Below are 17814 nucleotides of genomic sequence, written 5' to 3' on the forward strand. Positions count from 1 at the left end.
TCGGGGAGCTAGGGCCGAAAGACCCGCCGCTCCCCCAGCGCGGGCGCGAGCACCGCGACCGATCCGCTGACCACGACGGCGGACGCCAGCGCCCAGTGCAGCCCGATCCACCCGGCGAGCGCCCCGATGATCACCGGCTCGGTCAGGAAACCCGCGTACCCGCACGCCGCCACCGCCGCGACGGCCCGTCCCGGCGCCTCGGGCTGCTTGCGCCCCGCGGCGCTCCACGCGACCGGCACGATCCCGGCCACGCCGAGCCCGGCGATCGCGAACCCCAGCACCCCGGCGACGGGCACCGGCACCGCCACGACGACCGCGAACCCGGCGACCGTCACCGCCGCCGCCAGCCGCAGGAACCGCACCGGCCCGAGGCGCCCGACGATCCGGTCGGCACCCAACCGCACGGCGATCATCGTGACGGAGAAGGCGAAGTAGCCCAGCGACGCGACCGCGGGCCCGGCCGCCGTCACCTCGGTCAGGTAGACCGCGCCCCAGCTGTTGACCGCGCCCTCGGCGACGAACCCGCAGAACGCGACCATGCCGAGCGGGATCAGCGCCCGGCCCGGCAACGCGAACGCCGGGCCGCCCTGACCGCGGTCCGGCCCGCGGAGGAACCCGGTGGAGACCGCCCACAGCGCGGTCGCCAGCAGAATCCCGCCCGCGACGGGGAAATGCGTCGTCACGGGAACGTGCCAGGTCTCGGCGAGCGCGTCGGCACCGGAACCGGCGAGCCCGCCGATGTTCCAGAACGCGTGGAACCCGGCGAAGATCGGGCGCCCGTAGCCCTCCTCGACGCGGGCGGCGTGGGCGTTCATCGCGACGTCGAGGGTGCTGTTGCCGGCACCCAGGACGACCAGTGCGGCCACGAAGACCGGGAGGCTGGGCGCGAACGCGACCAGCGGCAGCCCGCCGCACAGCACGACCGCGCCGGCCATCGCCGCGGCCCGGCTGCCGATCCGCGTGATCACCGCCCCCGCGAGGAGCAGCGCGACCACCGATCCGGCCGCCAGCCCGAACAATCCCGTCGCCAGCTGTCCCGTGGTGAGCCCCAGCCGGTCCTGCACCGCGGGCACGCGCGCGAGCCACGTCCCGAACGCCGCCCCGCACGCCGCGAACACCACGGACACCGCGCGGCGGGCGCGCTCCAGTTCCCCGGTCATGATCGTCACGATATCGAGATCTTCTTTTCCACTCGACCGGCAGAGGCGGAATTGTTTTCCTGTTTGCCCGGAAATGCCAGGGGTAGTCGCGCTGGACCGATGTTCGAGGAGGAGGAATGTCCCAGAACACCAGCAGTTCTCCGCCGGAAGCGGCGCGGGAATCGGGCAGCAGGGTCGCCGGTGTCGCCGCCGGGCAGGCACGGGAAGTCGCGTCCGAGGCGCGTGACCAGGCGCGCAATCTGACCGAACAGGGCGCCGATCAATTGCGCGAACAGGCGCGCACCAGCCAGCGGAAAGCTGCCGAAAATCTGCACGGAATCGCCGATCAACTGCAGGAGATGTCGGACCGGCAGGACCAGTCCGGCGTCGCTTCCGACATGGTGCGCGAAGTCGCCCAGCGCGCGAAAAAGGTGGCGTCGTGGCTCGATGCGCGGGAACCGGGCGACCTCGTCGAGGAGCTGCGCGGGTTCGCCCGGCGCAAGCCAGGGTTGTTCCTGGCCGGCGCGGCCGCCGCGGGTCTCCTCGCGGGACGCCTGACCAGGGGCGTGGCCGCGGGTAGCGCGAGCCAGGGCGGGACGGCGCCGGAGCCGCGGATGCCCACCGAGACCGCCGCCCCGCCGTCGACCGGTTCACCGGTGCCGACTCCGGCGCCGGACGCTCCACCGCCCGCGGGCTACCGCGGACAGCACCGGGCAGGAGCCTCATGACCCAGACACCGGGACGACGGCCGGACGTCGGGGACACCTCGGTCGGCCAGTTGATGAGCAACATCTCGCAGGACCTGTCGACGTTGGTGCGGCAGGAACTGGCACTGGCGAAGGCCGAGGTGAAGACCGAGGCCAAGCAGGCGGGCAAGGGCGCCGGGATGCTCGGCGGCGCCGGGTTCGGCGGCTACATGGTGCTGCTGTTCCTGTCGATCGCCCTGTGGTGGGCGCTGTCGAACGTGATGGACCAGGGCTGGGCCGCGCTGATCGTGGCCGCGGTGTGGGCCGTGATCGCCGCGGTGCTGTACGCGACCGGCCGGAGCCGGTTGCGTCGCGTCGACCCGGTGCCGGAACGGACCGTCGACAGCCTCAAACAGATGCCCGACCAGGTGAGGAGGACAACGTGAGCACGGACCCGGATCGCCTTCGCGAGGAAATCGAAGGCACGCAACGGAACCTCGGCAGTGACGTGGACGCGCTGGCCGAGAAGGTCACGCCGGGCCGCATCGTGCACCGGCGGGTGCACCGGGCGCGCGGCCTGGCGCAGAACCTGAAGGAACGCGTGATGGGAAGCGCTTCCACGGGCGCGCAGATGGTGACCGACCGGATGCACGAGGCGTCGGACGCGGCGTCGTCGGTCACCGATCAGGCGCAGGAGGCACCGCGGACCGTGCGGCGGCAGATGGAGGGCAACCCGCTGGCGGCGGGCCTGATCGCGTTCGGCGCCGGGTGGCTGGTGTCGTCGCTGTTCCCGGCGAGCCGCCCGGAGCGGGAACTGGCCGGGCAGGTCAAGGAGCAGGCGCAGGGCATGGCCGGGCAGCTCGGCTCGGTGGCGCGGGACGTGACGGAGAACTTGCGCGAACCGGCCCAGGACGCGGTGCAGTCCGTCAGGTCCACCGCGAGCGACGCGGCCGCGACGGTCGCGGACGAAACGAAGTCCGCGGCGCAGGACGTGCGGCAGACGGCCCGCTAGTTACCGGGGATGCCCGGTGCGCGAAGGGCACCGGGCATCCCTCGTTCCAGCTCGGTGAGAAAACGGTCCACCGTGCCGCGCCGCTGGGCCTCCTCGGCCAGTGACTCGCCGACGATGCGTTCCGCGAGCTGCACCGCGAGCCGGCTCAGCTCGGGACGCATTTCGGCCGCGATGCGGCCCCGCTGTTCGGTCAGGTCGGCCTCGCCCTGGGCGATCAGCCGCCGCGCCTCCTCCTGCGCCTCCGCGCGCAGTTCAGCACGCAGCCGGTCACCCTCGGCGCGTGCCTCGTCGCGGATCCGCGCCGCCTCGGCCCGCGCGTCGGCCAGCTGGTCCCGGTACCGGGTCAGCGCCTCCGCGGCCGCCCGCTGGGCCTGCTCCGCCTGTTTGATGCCGCCCTCGATCTTCGCGGCCCGTTCCTCGAACAGCGCCTCGAACCGCGGCACGGCGAACTTCGCCAGCAGGAACAGCAGCACCAGGAACGCGACCAGCCCGAGCCCCAGCTCGACGACGTCCGGCGCGACCGGGTTGTCCGCTGCGAGGATCATGCCGGCGAATCTACCGAACGGACCGGAACGGCGAAATCGCCGAGCCCGTCCCGACGGCGAGACCAGCGCCAGCACAGTGGACAGTTCCCGCCCGTTTTCCCGTTGCCGGCCGCCATTCGGCGCCGAACGCGTTCCGGCTCGGCGGCGTGAGCTCGTTCCTGGGAGTGCTGCACCCCGGCCCGTCCGCTCCGGCCACCGCCCGATCGGTGGCGATGGAAAGCACCGGAATTCCGGGACGGCTGACGGCCGCGTTGATCACGGGCGCGCCGGGCGGGATCGGGGGCAACGTCGCGGGCATGCGATCCACTACGCGACGAAGGTGTGCGGGCGTCATCGGTGATCGAGGGGATCCTTTACGCCGAGGGCGACCAGCAGGGCGGAATCACCTCGCGCCGACCAGGCGGCCTTGTTACGTTCCCCGGGAGACGACTGCCCACGTCCGCCGGAAACAAGATCACCCCCGTGCCCTGTTCTCGCAGGTCACGGGGGTGTTTGCCCTGTGTGGCGGGTAGAGGATTCGAACCTCTGAAGGCAGTGCCGTCTGATTTACAGTCAGATCCCTTTGGCCGCTCGGGCAACCCGCCATGGCCGGGCGAACCGGCCGGGGAGAAGTTTACCCAACGGCCCGAGGGGCGTCTCAGGGGGGCCGGGTCGGCGCTATGGTGTGGGCTAGCCGACAAGCGAAACGACGAGGTAGGACACGTGGCGGATCCGTCATTCGACGTGGTGAGCAAGGTCGACCGGCAGGAGGTCGACAACGCCCTGAACCAGGCGGCCAAGGAGCTTTCCACCCGCTTCGACTTCCGTGGCGTCAACGCCAAGATCTCCTGGGCCGGCGAAGAGGCCGTGACGATCGAGGCCGACACCGAGGAACGCGCCAACGCGGCGGTCGAGGTCTTCAAGGAGAAGCTGATCAAGCGGGGCATCTCGCTGAAGGCGTTCGAGGCCGACGAGCCCGCGGTGTCCGGCAAGATCTACAAGGTCAACGGCAAGATCCTCCAGGGCATCGCCACCGACAAGGCCAAGCAGATCGCCAAGGCCATCCGCGACGAGGGCCCCAAGGGCGTCCAGGCCCAGATCCAGGGCGACCAGCTCCGCGTCTCCGGCAAGAAGAAGGACCACCTGCAGGACGTCATCGCCCTGCTCAAGGACAAGGACTTCGGCATCGCGCTGCAGTTCACGAACTACCGCTGACGCACGAAGCGGCCCGCGCCCCCGCGGCGCGGGTCAGCTCAGCATCAGCGCCGCGTCCCACGGCGCCGGGTTCCCGGCGTAACTGGCCAGCGCCAGCGCCACCCCCGCGGCACCCTGCAGCAACCCGGGCTCGTCCGACCACTCGCCGCCGCGCAAGAGGTGCCGGAAGCCGAACCGCGCGGCGGGGTCGAAGGCCGCCAAGACGCGAGCCGCGACGACGTCGGACGCGGCGCCCATCCGCAGTGTGATCTGCAACAACCCGGCGTCCCCGTGGCAGAACGTCGGCCCCTCACCGGCGCCGGGCCTGCTCATGGCCGCCGCCGCGAGTGCGGCGGCCCCCGCGTCGCCCAGCTCGGCCGCGGCCAGGTGCAGCGCGTACGCCACACCGGCCGTCCCGTAGCACCACGCCGACCGCGTGGCCGGCACCGCCGCCCCGCCCACCTGCGCGTCGAACCCGACGCGCGACGGCCAGCCCGCCCCCGACTCGTCCGTCCACGTCCACCGCAACAACCAGTCGCTGATCACCCGCATCGCCTCGGTCATCCCGGCCACCCGGTGACCGCGCCGGTGGGCCAGTGCCAGCAGCGCGAGTGGACCACTGATGCCGTGCGCCAGCCCGGGGTTGAAGTCCCCCCGCGGATAGTGCGCCCGGTCCACGTCCACCGCGTACCGCTCCGGCGCGCACCACCAGCCGGGCACCTCGACGCCGTCCACCACCACCGGCCGCGTCAGCGCGACCAGGTACTCCAGCACCCCGTCCAGCGCCGTCGAACACCGGTCGCCGCCCAGTTCCAGCAGCAGACGGCCGCGTCCGGTGAGACCGCTGATCACGTCGTAGTCGGAGATCCCCAGCCGCGCGGGCTTCGGCCACCGCTCGCACACCTCCGCGAGCGCCGACCCGGCCTGCCGCAACAACCTCTCGTACCCGCCGCCGTGCACGTGCCGGTGGACCAGTGCCGCGGGAACCAGTGCCTCCGGCGCGACCTCACCCGCCTCGGCGAGGTGGGCGTGAGCGACCGAAGCCCACGCCGGGTCCCACGCGGACAACGTCGCGTGCAGGACCGCGATGCCGGGGTGACCGCCAAGCAAGGACGGCCCACAGCCGCGCACCGAGCGCAGCCGCTCCCCCACCTCCATCGCCAGCTCGACGGGATTGACGGTCAGCGTCGTCACGACGTTCCTCCGGTGGTCAGGGCACTTCATCGCCCGTGCCTCGCACGGTCCGCTCGCAGCGCCAGCCCGCCGTGCACCAGCGCGTACACCTCCTGCTCCCGCGCCCGGTCGATCCCGAACAGGCGGTTGCAGTGCATGTGCGCCAGGCTCAGGGCGATCCGCCCGTACCGCTCCGGCGGCACCTTCGGCAGGTAGTCGGCGATCGCCCGGCTGCGCCGGGTCCACGGTTGGTCCAGCGATGCACGACCGGTGGGGTCGATGGCGGCCGCGAACTCCTCGCGTTGGTCGCGCGGAACGGATCGCCGCAGGTCGAGGGGTACCGCCGCGGCGAGCCAGTCCAGGATCTCCGGAGGCTGTCCGAAATGCCGGACAAGGTCGAGCACGCTCAGCGCCGTGAGCACGTCCGGTTCCCGCTCGCCCAGCGCGAGGGCGACCAGAGAGTCTGCGTGGAACACCCGCTCGGCGGCCGCGATCGCCTCGGGCCCGCCGTACCGCTCGACCTCGGGGTCGTAACTGTCCAGCACGAGCCGCGACAGCAACCCGTCCGCCCGGAGCCCGCTCGCCCACGAGTGCAGCCGCGGCAGCACCGTGGTCCACAAGTTGTCCGGCTTGCCGGAGAACCGGATCCGGAGGTGCGGATCGGGATCGGCATAGCGGACGAAGTGCCAGCCGTCGACATCGCTGACCATCTCGTGCAGGCGTGAGTGGAGGATCTGGCGCTGGGCCGCGTCGCCAGCGTAGAGCTTCGCGTACAGCCAGTCCCCGCCCGGGAGCTGCAGGGCGTCGGACCCGGTCCGGGTGGCCGGAACGGGCCGTTCGGGAGCGCGTTGGCCCATCAGCTGGAAGACCACTTCGCACGCGTGTCCGTCGAACCAGCCGTCGCCGCGCGAAAGCACCTCCTGGACGACCAGCCGTGGCGTCTTCCGCAGCTCCGCCTGGAACACCGTCGTGTGCCCCGGGTCGTCGAGGTCGATCACGATCCGGTTGTCCGAGCTGGTCAGCTGCACCCACCTCGGCACGCCCCACCGCGTCCGCCACCTCCCCACAGCCGCGGTCCAGTCGGCCGCCGGGTCGATCATGTCGCGGCTGGGCAGCCATCGGGCGGGCGCGAGCACGGTCCTCCCGTACCGGATCCGCGGCAGGAACGGCGCGGCCGACAGGGCGCCCCACCGCCACGGCAGGCACGACGGGTTCTCCTGCTCCCCCAGCTCGAGCAGGAACCGCGCGACCGGCGGGATGTGCCCGCTGCGCGGGTTCAGCATGGACCCGGACACCGGGGCGACGCGCGCGCCGGAGGTGAGGTCGACGAGGTACAGGTCGTCCTGTGTGGCCCCGACGGCGAGCTGGTCGAGGGCCAGGTCCGGGACGTCCGCGACCGCCGGCCCGCACCCGACCGGGATGCGTACCGGGAGCCGCTGCGGCACCGACGCGACGTTCGCCGATCGCGCGGTCCGGGGACGGCAGGCGACCTGCGCGGCGCCCGGCGGGGCACCTCGCCGGACCAGCTCCGTCAGCGAGGCGTCCAGCTCGGGCACCAGGTGGGCGAACCGGGCGATCGTCGAACCCGCGTGCGGCGACCCCAGGTTCTCGCCGATGACCAGACGGAACTCCCCCGCGCACAACGCTTCCCAGCTCGGGGCGAGGACCTCGGCGCACAGTTCCATCGACACCGGCCGCCGCTCCGGCGGGTCCGCGGCGAGCCGGCCGACCAGTTCGTCGTCGATTTCGATCTCGTCGCGCCCGTCGCGCACCGCCGCCAGCAGGTGCTCGACCAGGACCGAACCGCCGGGCTGTTCCGGCCGGGCGGAGAAATCGGGCAGTCCCATCCCGCGGGTGTCGTCGAGCAACTCCAGGACGGGCACCAGCCGGTCACTGCCGTAGCGTTCGAGAAAGCGCTCTCGGTAACCGTCCAACCAGGCCGGTCCGGAGCGGCTTCCCAGACGCCACAACGCTTCCGCGGCGCGCGCGGCTTCCTCGCCGAGCACGGACGGCAAGGTCGCTTCGACATCGAGCCGGAGGTCGGTCTGGATCACGTCGGGCACGTCGTGCAGGGCCCGCATCCGGGTCGCGACGGCTCGCCGGCGGGACCAGCGGTCCTCGGCAGCGGCGTCGGCGCCGCGCAGTCCGGCCTGGATCTCCCGCAGTTCCCGGTGCAACGGGTGGCCGGCGGGAACGCGGCCGATCACGTGTCCGAGCGGGTCGACGCAGTCCGGTGGGGGATCGAGATCGGTGAGCAGCACGCCGATGTCGACGAGCTGGCGCAGCACGCCGTCGAACCCGGTGCGCCGGAAGCGGCGGCACAGGTGCTGGACGAGGGCCGACCAGGAAATCGGGGTGCGCGCGGCGACCCGCACGGCCCGCACGAGTGGCGTGAAGCGGATCGACGCCTCGCGCCGGTGGGCGTCCTCGTACCGCTCCGGGAGCACCAGGCGGTCGCCCCGCACGAAGCTGACGTTGTTCGCAACCAGCACGGCCTGCGACAGCACCGCCGGGTCCGTCCGCAGCCGCCGCACCACGCCGTCCAGCCAGTCGGCGTCCGTCCGACTGGTCGGACGATGTCGCGCACCGATCCGCAACGCGGGCCATGCACCAAACCGGACCGGCGCGACGCCCGCGAACAGCCCGAACGGTGTCGGCCGGCTGGTCATGCGCAGGTGGTACTTGGCGAGGGCGAGGGTGCTGCGGCGGCGCACCTTGTCCTTGACCGCGTCGCCGCGCACCACGCGGCGGACGTCGTTCGCCAGGCTGGGACTGGCGGCGTCGACGGCCTCCATCAGGAGTTCGTCGGCCGCGAGGACGTCCAGCGGCGGGATCGGACCGTCGGTCCGGGGCCGCACCGCCGCCCGCAACAGGGCCAGGCCCGCACACGTGAACATCGGTTCGTCTCCCGGCGCGACTGGGTCGGGTGGCGGGCCTCCCGCAAGGCCCGCCACCCGGAGAATCAGGTCAGCAGGACGGCCACAGGGTGGCGCAGATGTCGCTGAACCCGGACTTGTTGGTCAGCAGGTCCCCGTCCTGGGTCGGAGCCGAGATACGAAGGTCCAGGTCGAAGTCCTCGGGAGCCAGGTTTTCCACGATGTGAACTCTCCTTCGCTGTGCGGTGTGGCTCGTGCCACTGCTCTCAGACCGTAGAAGATTGTTCAACGATCCATCAAGAGGTTGATTCTTACGTGGTATTGCGCTACGAAGTTGCTTTTGACCCTTGTTCCGCGGCTACCCATCGTGACCCTGTGGTGTAATTCGGCCGCCGAGAGTGAGGGGGACGCCGATGCGCCGGATCGCCGCGCTGATGCTGGCACTGCTGGTCACGACCGCGGCGATGACCGTCCCGGCGCACGCGGCCGAACGCACCGAACTGGGCGTCGGCGCGTATCCCCGGGTGATCCGCCTGGAGCACACGCCGTTCCGGCGGGGCCGGATCATCGCGTCGGTGAACAGCTGGGACGGCGGCGGCGCGTTCGCGCGGATCTTCGAGAGCACCGACGAGGGCGCGACCTTCCACGCGATCGGTGAGATCCGCGACCCGGAGGGCGCGCAGGGCGAGTGCTGCGGCAGCCTCTACGAGCTCCCGCAGCGCGTCGGCCGGCTCCGCGCCGGGACCCTGCTGTGGGCGGCGTCCTACGGCCAGAACGGGGGCGCCGGGCGTCGCATGTCGATCCGGATCTGGTCCAGTTCGGACGGTGGCCGGACCTGGGCGTTCCTGTCCGAAGCGGCCCGTTCACACAACCACGACGGCGTGTTCGAGCCGGAGTTCACCGTGGACGCGGGCGGGACACTCTGGATGCACTACGCCGACGAAACCGAAGCGCCCCGGTACAGCCAAGTGCTCAACCGGGTCGCCTCGACCGACGGCGTCAGCTGGGGAACCAAGCAGAACACCCTCGCGATTCCGCCCGACCGCGTCCGTCCCGGCATGCCGGTCGTGCGCCGGCTGCCCGACGGGCGCTACTACTTCGGCTACGAGATCTGCAACTACGGCCGGCGCTACTGCGACCCCTACTTCAAGATCTCCGGCGACGGCGCGAACTACGGCGATCCGGCCGATCCCGGCACCCGCGTGGAGACGGCGAACGGTGACTACTTCCAGCACGCGCACACCGTCGCCGTTTTCCCCGGCGGACCGAACGGCGTTCGGCTGCTGATGGTCGGCCAGATCTACACGGACAGCAGCGGGAACCCCCGGCCGAACAACGGCCAGATCCTGCTCGCCAACGACGACCTCGGATCGGGCACCTGGTACGAGCTATCCGCGCCGGTGCGCGTTCCCCGTGCCTACAACAACTTCTGCCCGAACTACAGCTCGGCACTGCTCCCGGTGGACGACGCGCGCAACGTCCTGGAGCTGGCCGCCGACTACGACGGCGGGGTCTGCAAGGTCTACTTCGGCACGGGGCCGGCGTCCTGATACGCCTTGTCCAGCGCGGCGGCGAAGGTCTCGACGGACTGGGCACCCGAGACGCCGTAACGGCGGTCGAACACGAAGAACGGCACCCCGTTCGCCCCGAACGCGCGGGCCTGGTCGACGTCGGCCCGGACCTCGTCGGCGTAGCTGCCGTCCTCGAGCACGCGCCGGACCTCCTCACCGTCCAAACCGGCCTCGGTCGCGAGCTCGACGAGCGAGTCCACCTCGAACACCGAACGCCGCTCGGTGAAGTAGGCCCGGAAGAACCGCTCGGCCACGGCGTCCTGGAGGCCGCGTTCGCGGGCGAGGTGCAGGACCCGGTGGGCGTCGAAGGTGTTGCCGATGACGCCACCGTCCAAGTGGTACTCGAGTCCCTCGGCGGCGGCGAGCTGCGTCAGGCGTTCCTCGTTGGCGGCGAAGTCGGCCTCGCTGATGCCGTACTTCGCGGCGAGCAGCGCGGCCTTGGGCTGCGGCTCGCGGGGCGCGCGCGGATCGAGTTCGAACGACCGGAAGGTCACCTCGACCTGGTCACGGTGCTCGAAGCCGGCCAGCGCGCGTTCGAACCGCCGCTTGCCGAGGTAGCACCACGGGCACACGACATCGGACCAGATCTCCACCTGCACGACCGGCACGAACGCCCGCGGCACCGGAGTTATTCCACGAGGAGCCCCATCAGCCAGATGGCGAGCACCTGCTCGGCGTCGGACCGCGCCTGCGCGGGGTTGTCGGCGTGGGCGATCATCAGTGCCGCCTCGTTCACCGCGCTGAGCACGAGCTGACCCAGCACGGCGACCGGAGCGGGTTTCAGCAGCCCCTGCCCGACGGCCTGGTCGAGCAGGCCGACGACCAGGCCCAGCCCGTGCTCGGCCTCGATCTCGCGCCAGGTGGTCCAGCCCAGTACCGCGGGCGCGTCGATCAGCGCGATCTGCCGGCACTCGTCGCGCTCGCAGGCGTCGAGGAAGGCCTTGAGCGCGAAGAGCAGGCCCGACGCGAGGTCCGGTGCGTCCTTCGTGGCGGCCTCGACCTCGGCGGTGACCTCGACCTCCAGCTCCTCGAACACCGCGCGGAACAGGCCCTGCTTGTCGCCGTAGTGGTGGTAGAGCGCGCCACGCGTCACGCCCGCGGCCCGCACGATCTCGTCCGCGGGCACGGCCTGGTAGCCGCGCTCGGCGAACAACTCGCGGGCGGCCGCCATCAACGCGGCCCGGGTGCTCTGCGATCGCTCTTCCTGGGTACGGCGCACGCCTCTAATCTGCCATGACGCCGGCGAAGGCCAGGATGTGCCGCACCAGCAGGGCCGGCTGGTCCTCGGGCACGAAGGCGTAGGAGTCGGGGACCTCGACCAGACGGGCGTCGGGCAGCAGCGCGGCGAGGCGCCTGGCCAGGCGGAGCGGGAACGTGCGGTCCTCGTTGGCCCACACGAGCAGGACCGGCTTGTCGAAGGTGCGCAGCTTCTCCGCGGCTTCGAGCGTGTAGCGGGAGCTGACGGCACGAACGACCTTGCGCAGATCACGGCGGATGGCGGGCTGCCGGTGGGCGGGTGTGACGTAGGACTTCACGATCGGCTCGGGGATCGGGTACTTGGTGACGCCGCCGAAGACGAACGGAGTGCGGTGGAGCGCCTTGACCTGGAGCAGGGCCGCGATCGGGCGCATCGAGCCGGGGATGTGGGCGAGCAGGGTGAGCGGTTTGAACGTGGGCGGGAAGAAGTAGTCGAAGGAGTCGCACGGGGTGAGCACGACGCGCTCGACCCGCTCGGGGCGGCGGGACAGCATGATCTGGGTGAGCGCGCCGCCGGTGTCGTTGGCCACGAGGACGACGTCGCGGAGGTCGAGGGCGTCGAGGAAGTCCGCGATGAGGTCGGCGAGGCCGGGCGGGGTGAGGTCCGCGTCCGGGCGGAGCGCGGTTTCGTGCGAGCCGAGCGGCAGGTCGACGGTGATGGCGCGGAAACCCGCGTCGGCGATGTCGGGGACGACGTGCCGCCACAGGTCGGCGTTGACGAGGACGCCGTGGATGAAGACGACGGGCCGCCCCTCGCCGCGTTCGAAGTAGCGGACGTCACCCTGGCGGAGGGTCACGTGCTTTTCCTGGCCGAGTGCTGGTGAACGGGTCATGATCTCGAAGATACATACGTTCTGTATGTATGTGAAGTGGCAGACGCGCTAGGGTGGTTCCGGATCGATCCGGAAGGAGCTGGGGTATGAAGGGCATCGTGCTGGCGGGTGGCAGCGGGACGCGTCTGCACCCGATCACCCAGGCGGTGTCGAAGCAGCTGTTGCCGGTCTACGACAAGCCGATGATCTACTACCCGTTGTCGGTGCTGATGCTGGCCGGGATCCGGGAGATCCTGATCATCTCGACGCCGTCCGACCTGCCGAACTTCCAGCGGCTGCTCGGATCGGGCGACCAGTTCGGGTTGCGGCTGAGCTACGCGGAGCAGCCGAGCCCGAACGGCCTGGCCGAAGCGTTCGTGATCGGCGCTGATTTCATCGGCGACGACGACGTGGCCCTGATCCTGGGCGACAACATCTTCTACGGGCAGGGGTTCTCCGGGCGGATGCGGCAGGAGGTCGCCTCGCTCGACGGGTGCGTGCTGTTCGGGTACCCGGTGAAGGACCCGCAGCGGTACGGGGTCGGGGAGCTGGATGCGTCGGGCCGGCTGGTGTCGATCGAGGAGAAGCCCTCCCGGCCGAAGTCCAACCAGGCGATCACCGGGCTGTACTTCTACGACAACCAGGTGGTGGAGATCGCGCGCGGGCTCACGCCGTCGGGTCGTGGGGAGCTCGAAATCACCGACGTGAACCTCACCTACCTGCGCCAGGGCCGCGCGAAGCTGGTCGAACTGGGGCGCGGGTTCGCGTGGCTGGACACCGGGACGCACGATTCACTGCTCGAGGCCGGGCAGTTCGTGCAGGTGCTGGAGCACCGGACCGGGGTGCGGATCGCGTGCCTGGAAGAGGTCGCGCTGAAGATGGGGTACATCGATCCGGACGAGTGCCTGGCTCTCGGGCTGAAGCTGTCGAAGTCCGGGTACGGGGATTATGTCGTGGCGTGTGCCCGCGCCGCGGGGGCGGCTGGGTAAGGCTGGGGGTTACTGGGTGGTGCCGTCGGGGTCGATGCGGAGGCCCGCGGGGAAGCGCGGTCAGGTGGCGGGGTGGTGCCGCTGGGCACCTCGCAGAGATACGAAAGCTCCAGTCGCGCGGCGGTGAACGGGGCATTCATCGCGCAACAGCACGATTGATCACCTCGCACCCCCACGACAGTGCCCCTCACACGACAATGAATGGGACGTTCATCACGAGCCGTGCCGGCCCGGTCACCTTGCTAACGCGCGAGGGTGCCACTCACACCACGATGAACGGGACGTTCATCGGCAGCTGGCACAGCCCGAACCGGCCGCGTGACCGTGTGACCGTGCGACCGGACACCTCGCACGCGCACGAGGGTGCCGGTCGCACATTCATGAATGGGGTGTTCATCGGCAACCCGTGCGGCTGGTCGCCTCGCGAAGGCGCGAGGTTCCCGGTCGCGCAACAGTGAACGGGCCGTTCGTCGGGCGACGGCGCGGGGCGCGGCGGGCAGCTCGCGGGCACACGACACATCCACTCACGCGGTGATGAATGGGACATTCACCCGAGCACCGTGCGCGGGGCCAATCAACCAGAACAGGACGTCGGGACGGTCGCGTCAGACAAGGACGGGCCAGAACGAGCCGGTCAGAACGGGCCGCGGCGGGCCATTTCTTCGAGGCGGCGGATGCGGTCGGCCATCGGCGGGTGCGTGGAGAACATCCGGGACAGGGTCTCGCCCGGGCGGAACGGGTTCGCGATCATCAGGTGCGACTGCGAGACCAACTGCGGCTCCGGCACGAGCGGCGCCCGCCGTGTGCCGAATTCCAGCTTGCGCAGCGCCGAGGCCAGCGCGAGCGGGTCCCCGGTCAGCTCGGCGCCCGACGCGTCCGCCTGGAATTCCCGCGAGCGGCTGACCGCCATCCGGATGATTCCGGCCGCGATCGGACCCAGCAGGATGATCAGCAACGACACCAGCGGGTTGTTGCCCTCGCGATCATTGCCACCGAACATCCCGGCGAACATCGCCAGGTTCGCCAGCACACTCACCACACTCGCGAGCGCGCCGGCGACGCACGAGATCAGGATGTCCCGGTTGTAGACGTGCGACAACTCGTGCCCGAGCACCGCCCGGAGCTCACGCTCGTCCAGCAGACCGAGGATGCCGGTCGTGCAGCAGACGGCAGCGTGGCGCGGGTTGCGACCGGTCGCGAACGCGTTCGGGGCGGCCGTCGGGCTCAGGTAGAGCCGCGGCATCGGCTGGCGGGCCGACGTGGCCAACTCCCGCACGATCCGGTACATGACCGGCTGCTCGGCCTCCGACACCGGGCGCGCCCGCATCGCCCGCAGCGCCAGGGTGTCCGACTTGAAATACGCGTACGCGTTCATCCCCAGCGCGACCGCCAGCCCGATGAACAACGCGCCACGACCGAACAATGAACTGATCGCGATGATGATGGCACTCAGCAACCCGAGCAACAGCGCGGTCTTCAGCCCGTTCTGGTGCTTGTGCACGTGCCCTGCGCCTCCTTACCCACGCTCATTTTCCCAACGCACGAGCGGGAAGTGAAGTTCCTTCACGGCTTCCGCGCGCGAGCGACCGCGGCCCGGATTACTGTGCGACCGGGTACCCCGAGACATTGTGGGAAACCGCCGGGGAGGTCGGGCATGGGCACTACCGGATTGAGCCGGCGGGCGTTGTTCGGGCTGGTGGCGGCTGCTGGGGCGTTCATTGCCGCGCGTGGGGCGCAGGCCGCGCCGGGAGCGGGACGGGCGAGCCGCGGAGGGCGGCCAGGGGGCGTTCGGGGAGTCGCGTCGCGACTGGGGGCGAACGGTAGGTGGGCGGGGTTCGACGAAGCGGCGGCGCCGCCGCGGCTCGTGTCGGTCGCGGTGGGAAGGGGGCCGCAGGCGGTCGCGGTGAATTCGGTCACCGGGGTGGTCTTCGTGGCGAATGCCGGGGATCGGACGGTGTCCGCCGTCGAGCAGGGGGAGGTTGCGACGGTCGGACCGGCCGGCGGTGGGCGGCAGGTCGAGGTTGCGGCGCACGCTGATCAACAGGGGACGGTAGCGCCCAGCGTCGGCCAGCAGGGCGAGGCTGCCGCGGTCGGGCCGACCGGCGGGCAGGGAGGGCCGGTTCCGGCGAGCGCTGATCAACGGGGAAAGGTCGGCCTGACAGGTGGACAGGGGGCGACGAACGCGCCGGTCGGACTGGACGATGGTCGGCCGCGCCGCGTCGGGGCGACCGGCGATCAAGGGGGAAAGATCGGGCTGACCGTCGGTGAGTTGGGGACCACTGCAGTGGTTGCGGCGGCCGCTGATCAGCAAGGTGGGGTTGCGCTGACGGTTGATCAGCGGGCGGCGACCACAGCGGTCGCGGGGACCGTCGAGCAGGGGGTCGCGACCACAGCTGTCGGGCTGGCCGGTGGTTGGCAGGGCAAGGTCGCGGCGAAAGTCGGGCGACAGGCGACGCCCGCAGCGGTCGGACCGGCCGCCGAACAGCACGGCAAGGTCCCGGCGACCGCCGGGCAGGGGGCGACCACCACAGCGATCCGGCCAGCCGCCGAGCAGCAGGGCAGGGTTGCGGCCGCTGATCCGGAGGGGACGACCACGGCGGCCGGAACGAATGGTGGCCCCCAGGTGCAGCTGGCGGGCGGTCGGCGGTGGGTCGTGCCCACTGGCGGGGCGCCCAGCGATCAGGGGTGGATCGTGCCCAGGGGCGGGGTGCCCAACGATCAGCGGTGGATCGTGCCCACTAGCGGGGCGCCCAGCGATCAGCGCTGCGTCGTGCCCACTGGCGGGCTCCCTAGCGATCAGCGGTCCATCGTGCCCACCGGCGGGGTGCCCAACGGCCAGCGGTGGATCGTGCCCACCGGCGGGGTGCTCAGCGATCTCCTCATCGACGAACACGCGGGTCTCGTCTACGTCGCGGACAGTACGGCCGGCACGACGGCCGTTCTCGAGGCCGCCGAGGGGGCGATCCGGAACGTCATGGCGACCGGGCCCGGGTCCTCGGCCCTGGCACTCGACCCTGAAAGATACAACCTGTATGTATGTGGGGACGACCAGATCAGCGTCGTCGACCTGTTCGGGCAGGTTCTCGCCACCACGATTCCCACCCCGGGACGGCAACTCGTCAGCGCCGTGATCGACGGGCCGCGCCGCGCCGGGTACTTCGCCGACCTCCGCAACAACACGGTCGAAGTCCTCGACCTCGACAGCCACCGGTTCACCAGCCGCATCCAAGTGGGCACGGGACCCTCCGGACTCGCGCTGCACCGGGGCACCAACACGGTTTACGTCGCGAATTCGGGTATCCACCACCTGTCCGTGGTCGACGGGGCCACGCACGCACAAACGAACACCATCCTGATGCGCAGCGCAGCCTCGTCGATCGCCGTGCACGAAGGGAGCCACACCGTCTACACCAACGGCGGCCCGGACGGGATCGTGCGCGTCGACGGCGCCCGCGGCGCGATCACCGGCGAACTCACGCTCGGCATCAACCCGGGCCGCCTCGCCGTCGACCAGCGGACCGGCGCCGTCCACGTCACCGACCCCCTCCACGACCGGCTCCACACCATCACCGGATTCTGAATCCTGGAGCAACTCCGGGTATAGGTTCGAAAACACACGACCACGCCGACAGAGGGAATCCATGAAACTCGGACTGCAAATTCCCGACTTCACCTGGCCCAACGGTCCCACCGCGCTCGGCCGCGAACTCGCCGAGGTCGCCCGCGCCGCCGACGACGCCGGATTCGAATACCTCGCCGTCATGGACCACTTCTTCCAGATCCGCGCCGTCGGCCCCAGCGAGAACGACATGCTCGAGGCCTACACGACCCTCGGCTACCTCGCCGCCCACACCGAGCGCGCCAAACTCCTCACCGTCATCACCGGCGTCCTCTACCGCCAGCCCGGCGTCCTCGCCAAGGCCGTCACCACCCTCGACGTCCTCTCCGGCGGCCGCGCCGTCCTCGGCATCGGCGCCGGCTGGAACGAGGAGGAGTCCCGCGGCCTCGGCTTCCCCTTCCCGCCCACCGCGGAACGCTTCCAGATGCTCGAGGAAACCCTGCAGTACGTCCTGCAGATGTGGTCCGACGACGACGGCCCGTTCACCAGCGACCACATCCACGCCGAACGCCTGTTGAACGTCCCCCAGGCACTGTCCAAACCGCACCCGCCGATCATGGTCGGCGGCAGCGGCGAGAAGAAGACACTGCGGTTCGTCGCCAAGTACGGCGACGCCTGCAACATCTTCAACGGCCCCGAACTCGAACACAAACTCGACGTCCTGCGCGGCCACTGCGAGACCGAAGGCCGCGATTACGACGAAATCACCAAAACCGTCTACCACACGCTCGACGTCGGCGCGAACGGCGAAAAGACCGAAGAACTCAAGGCGGAGCTGCGCCGCCTGAACGGACTCGGCGTCGACGCCGTCATCGGGTCCATCCCGGGAATCCCCAACGCCGCCCTGATCGAAATCTTCGCCGACGACGTCATCCCCTTCGCCGAGGCGCTGTGACCCGCACCGGTGCGGCGCCCGGCCAACCGGCGTCGCACCGGGACGGTTTGTCACTCCCGGAAATCCC

Annotated in this window: 17 protein-coding genes and 1 tRNA gene; 8 read left to right on the top strand and 10 right to left on the bottom strand. The window is 70.8% G+C overall.

Annotation, left to right across the window (positions count from 1 at the left end; genetic code table 11):
- Positions 1-8 precede the first annotated feature (8 nt).
- On the bottom strand, positions 9-1160 hold the full coding sequence (locus tag FB470_RS08130) for an MFS transporter (protein ID WP_306990112.1): 1152 nt from the start codon (positions 1158-1160) through the stop codon (positions 9-11).
- A gap of 116 nt (positions 1161-1276) precedes the next feature.
- Between FB470_RS08130 and FB470_RS08135 the strand changes: the two genes are divergently transcribed.
- Genes FB470_RS08135 through FB470_RS08145 form a run of 3 tightly spaced genes read left to right on the top strand, consistent with a single transcriptional unit; the run spans position 1277 to position 2837 of the window.
- A complete protein-coding gene (locus tag FB470_RS08135) occupies positions 1277-1867 on the top strand; it encodes a hypothetical protein (protein WP_306990114.1) in 591 nt (196 codons plus the stop codon).
- Positions 1864-2271, top strand: a complete 408-nt coding sequence (locus tag FB470_RS08140) for a phage holin family protein (protein ID WP_306990115.1) — start codon at positions 1864-1866, stop codon at positions 2269-2271. Before FB470_RS08135 ends, FB470_RS08140 begins: the two co-directional genes overlap by 4 nt.
- On the top strand, positions 2268-2837 hold the full coding sequence (locus FB470_RS08145; RefSeq protein WP_306990117.1) for a DUF3618 domain-containing protein: 570 nt from the start codon (positions 2268-2270) through the stop codon (positions 2835-2837). Before FB470_RS08140 ends, FB470_RS08145 begins: the two co-directional genes overlap by 4 nt.
- Here FB470_RS08145 and FB470_RS08150 read toward each other — a convergent pair.
- Positions 2834-3382, bottom strand: coding sequence for a F0F1 ATP synthase subunit B (locus FB470_RS08150; RefSeq protein WP_306990118.1), 549 nt, complete (start codon positions 3380-3382; stop codon positions 2834-2836). The genes FB470_RS08145 and FB470_RS08150 overlap by 4 nt on opposite strands.
- Before the next feature lie 502 nt (positions 3383-3884).
- Positions 3885-3966: transfer RNA gene (locus FB470_RS08155), tRNA-Tyr, on the bottom strand.
- Between the two features lie 118 nt (positions 3967-4084).
- Here FB470_RS08155 and FB470_RS08160 point away from each other — a divergent pair.
- The gene (locus tag FB470_RS08160; RefSeq protein ID WP_306990119.1) at positions 4085-4576 is read left to right on the top strand and encodes a YajQ family cyclic di-GMP-binding protein; all 492 of its coding nucleotides are present in this window, start codon (positions 4085-4087) and stop codon (positions 4574-4576) included.
- Between the two features lie 33 nt (positions 4577-4609).
- Here the strand turns inward: FB470_RS08160 and FB470_RS08165 are convergent, their stop codons facing one another.
- From FB470_RS08165 to FB470_RS08175, 3 genes are all read right to left on the bottom strand, one after another.
- Positions 4610-5749, bottom strand: a complete 1140-nt coding sequence (locus FB470_RS08165) for a lanthionine synthetase C family protein (protein ID WP_306990121.1) — start codon at positions 5747-5749, stop codon at positions 4610-4612.
- A 26-nt stretch (positions 5750-5775) separates the two neighbouring features.
- On the bottom strand, positions 5776-8625 hold the full coding sequence (locus FB470_RS08170; RefSeq protein WP_306990123.1) for a lantibiotic dehydratase: 2850 nt from the start codon (positions 8623-8625) through the stop codon (positions 5776-5778).
- A 70-nt stretch (positions 8626-8695) separates the two neighbouring features.
- On the bottom strand, positions 8696-8824 hold the full coding sequence (locus FB470_RS08175; RefSeq protein WP_306990125.1) for a hypothetical protein: 129 nt from the start codon (positions 8822-8824) through the stop codon (positions 8696-8698).
- 193 nt (positions 8825-9017) lie between these two features.
- Here FB470_RS08175 and FB470_RS08180 point away from each other — a divergent pair, with 193 nt between their 5' ends.
- Entirely contained in the window at positions 9018-10154 is a 1137-nt protein-coding gene (locus FB470_RS08180) for a sialidase family protein (protein ID WP_306990126.1), read from the top strand.
- Here the strand turns inward: FB470_RS08180 and FB470_RS08185 are convergent.
- The 3 genes from FB470_RS08185 to FB470_RS08195 are packed head-to-tail and all read right to left on the bottom strand — an operon-like array spanning position 10127 to position 12265.
- Positions 10127-10798 (bottom strand): DsbA family oxidoreductase, encoded by a 672-nt coding sequence (locus FB470_RS08185; RefSeq protein WP_306990127.1) that lies wholly within the window; start codon positions 10796-10798, stop codon positions 10127-10129. The genes FB470_RS08180 and FB470_RS08185 overlap by 28 nt on opposite strands.
- A 5-nt stretch (positions 10799-10803) precedes the next feature.
- A complete protein-coding gene (locus FB470_RS08190) occupies positions 10804-11394 on the bottom strand; it encodes a TetR/AcrR family transcriptional regulator (protein ID WP_306990128.1) in 591 nt (196 codons plus the stop codon).
- Positions 11395-11398: 4 nt separating this feature from the next.
- Complete coding sequence (locus FB470_RS08195; RefSeq protein WP_306990130.1) at positions 11399-12265, bottom strand: alpha/beta fold hydrolase; 867 nt, start codon at positions 12263-12265, stop codon at positions 11399-11401.
- Positions 12266-12351: 86 nt separating this feature from the next.
- Here FB470_RS08195 and rfbA point away from each other — a divergent pair, with 86 nt between their 5' ends.
- Positions 12352-13233 (top strand): glucose-1-phosphate thymidylyltransferase RfbA, encoded by an 882-nt coding sequence (gene rfbA / locus FB470_RS08200; protein ID WP_306990132.1) that lies wholly within the window; start codon positions 12352-12354, stop codon positions 13231-13233.
- A gap of 634 nt (positions 13234-13867) precedes the next feature.
- On the opposite strand, the gene htpX is transcribed toward rfbA, so the two are convergent.
- Entirely contained in the window at positions 13868-14734 is an 867-nt protein-coding gene (gene htpX, locus FB470_RS08205; protein WP_306990133.1) for a zinc metalloprotease HtpX, read from the bottom strand.
- 402 nt (positions 14735-15136) lie between these two features.
- Between htpX and FB470_RS08210 the strand changes: the two genes are divergently transcribed.
- Together FB470_RS08210 and FB470_RS08215 are read left to right on the top strand one after the other, a co-directional pair.
- Positions 15137-16813 (top strand): hypothetical protein, encoded by a 1677-nt coding sequence (locus tag FB470_RS08210; RefSeq protein WP_306990135.1) that lies wholly within the window; start codon positions 15137-15139, stop codon positions 16811-16813.
- 61 nt (positions 16814-16874) lie between these two features.
- Positions 16875-17747: an LLM class F420-dependent oxidoreductase gene (locus tag FB470_RS08215; protein WP_306990136.1), complete on the top strand. Its 873-nt coding sequence runs from the start codon at positions 16875-16877 to the stop codon at positions 17745-17747.
- Positions 17748-17814 lie beyond the last annotated feature (67 nt).

It is taken from the genome of Amycolatopsis thermophila (genome assembly GCF_030814215.1).
Classification (GTDB): domain Bacteria; phylum Actinomycetota; class Actinomycetes; order Mycobacteriales; family Pseudonocardiaceae; genus Amycolatopsis_E; species Amycolatopsis_E thermophila.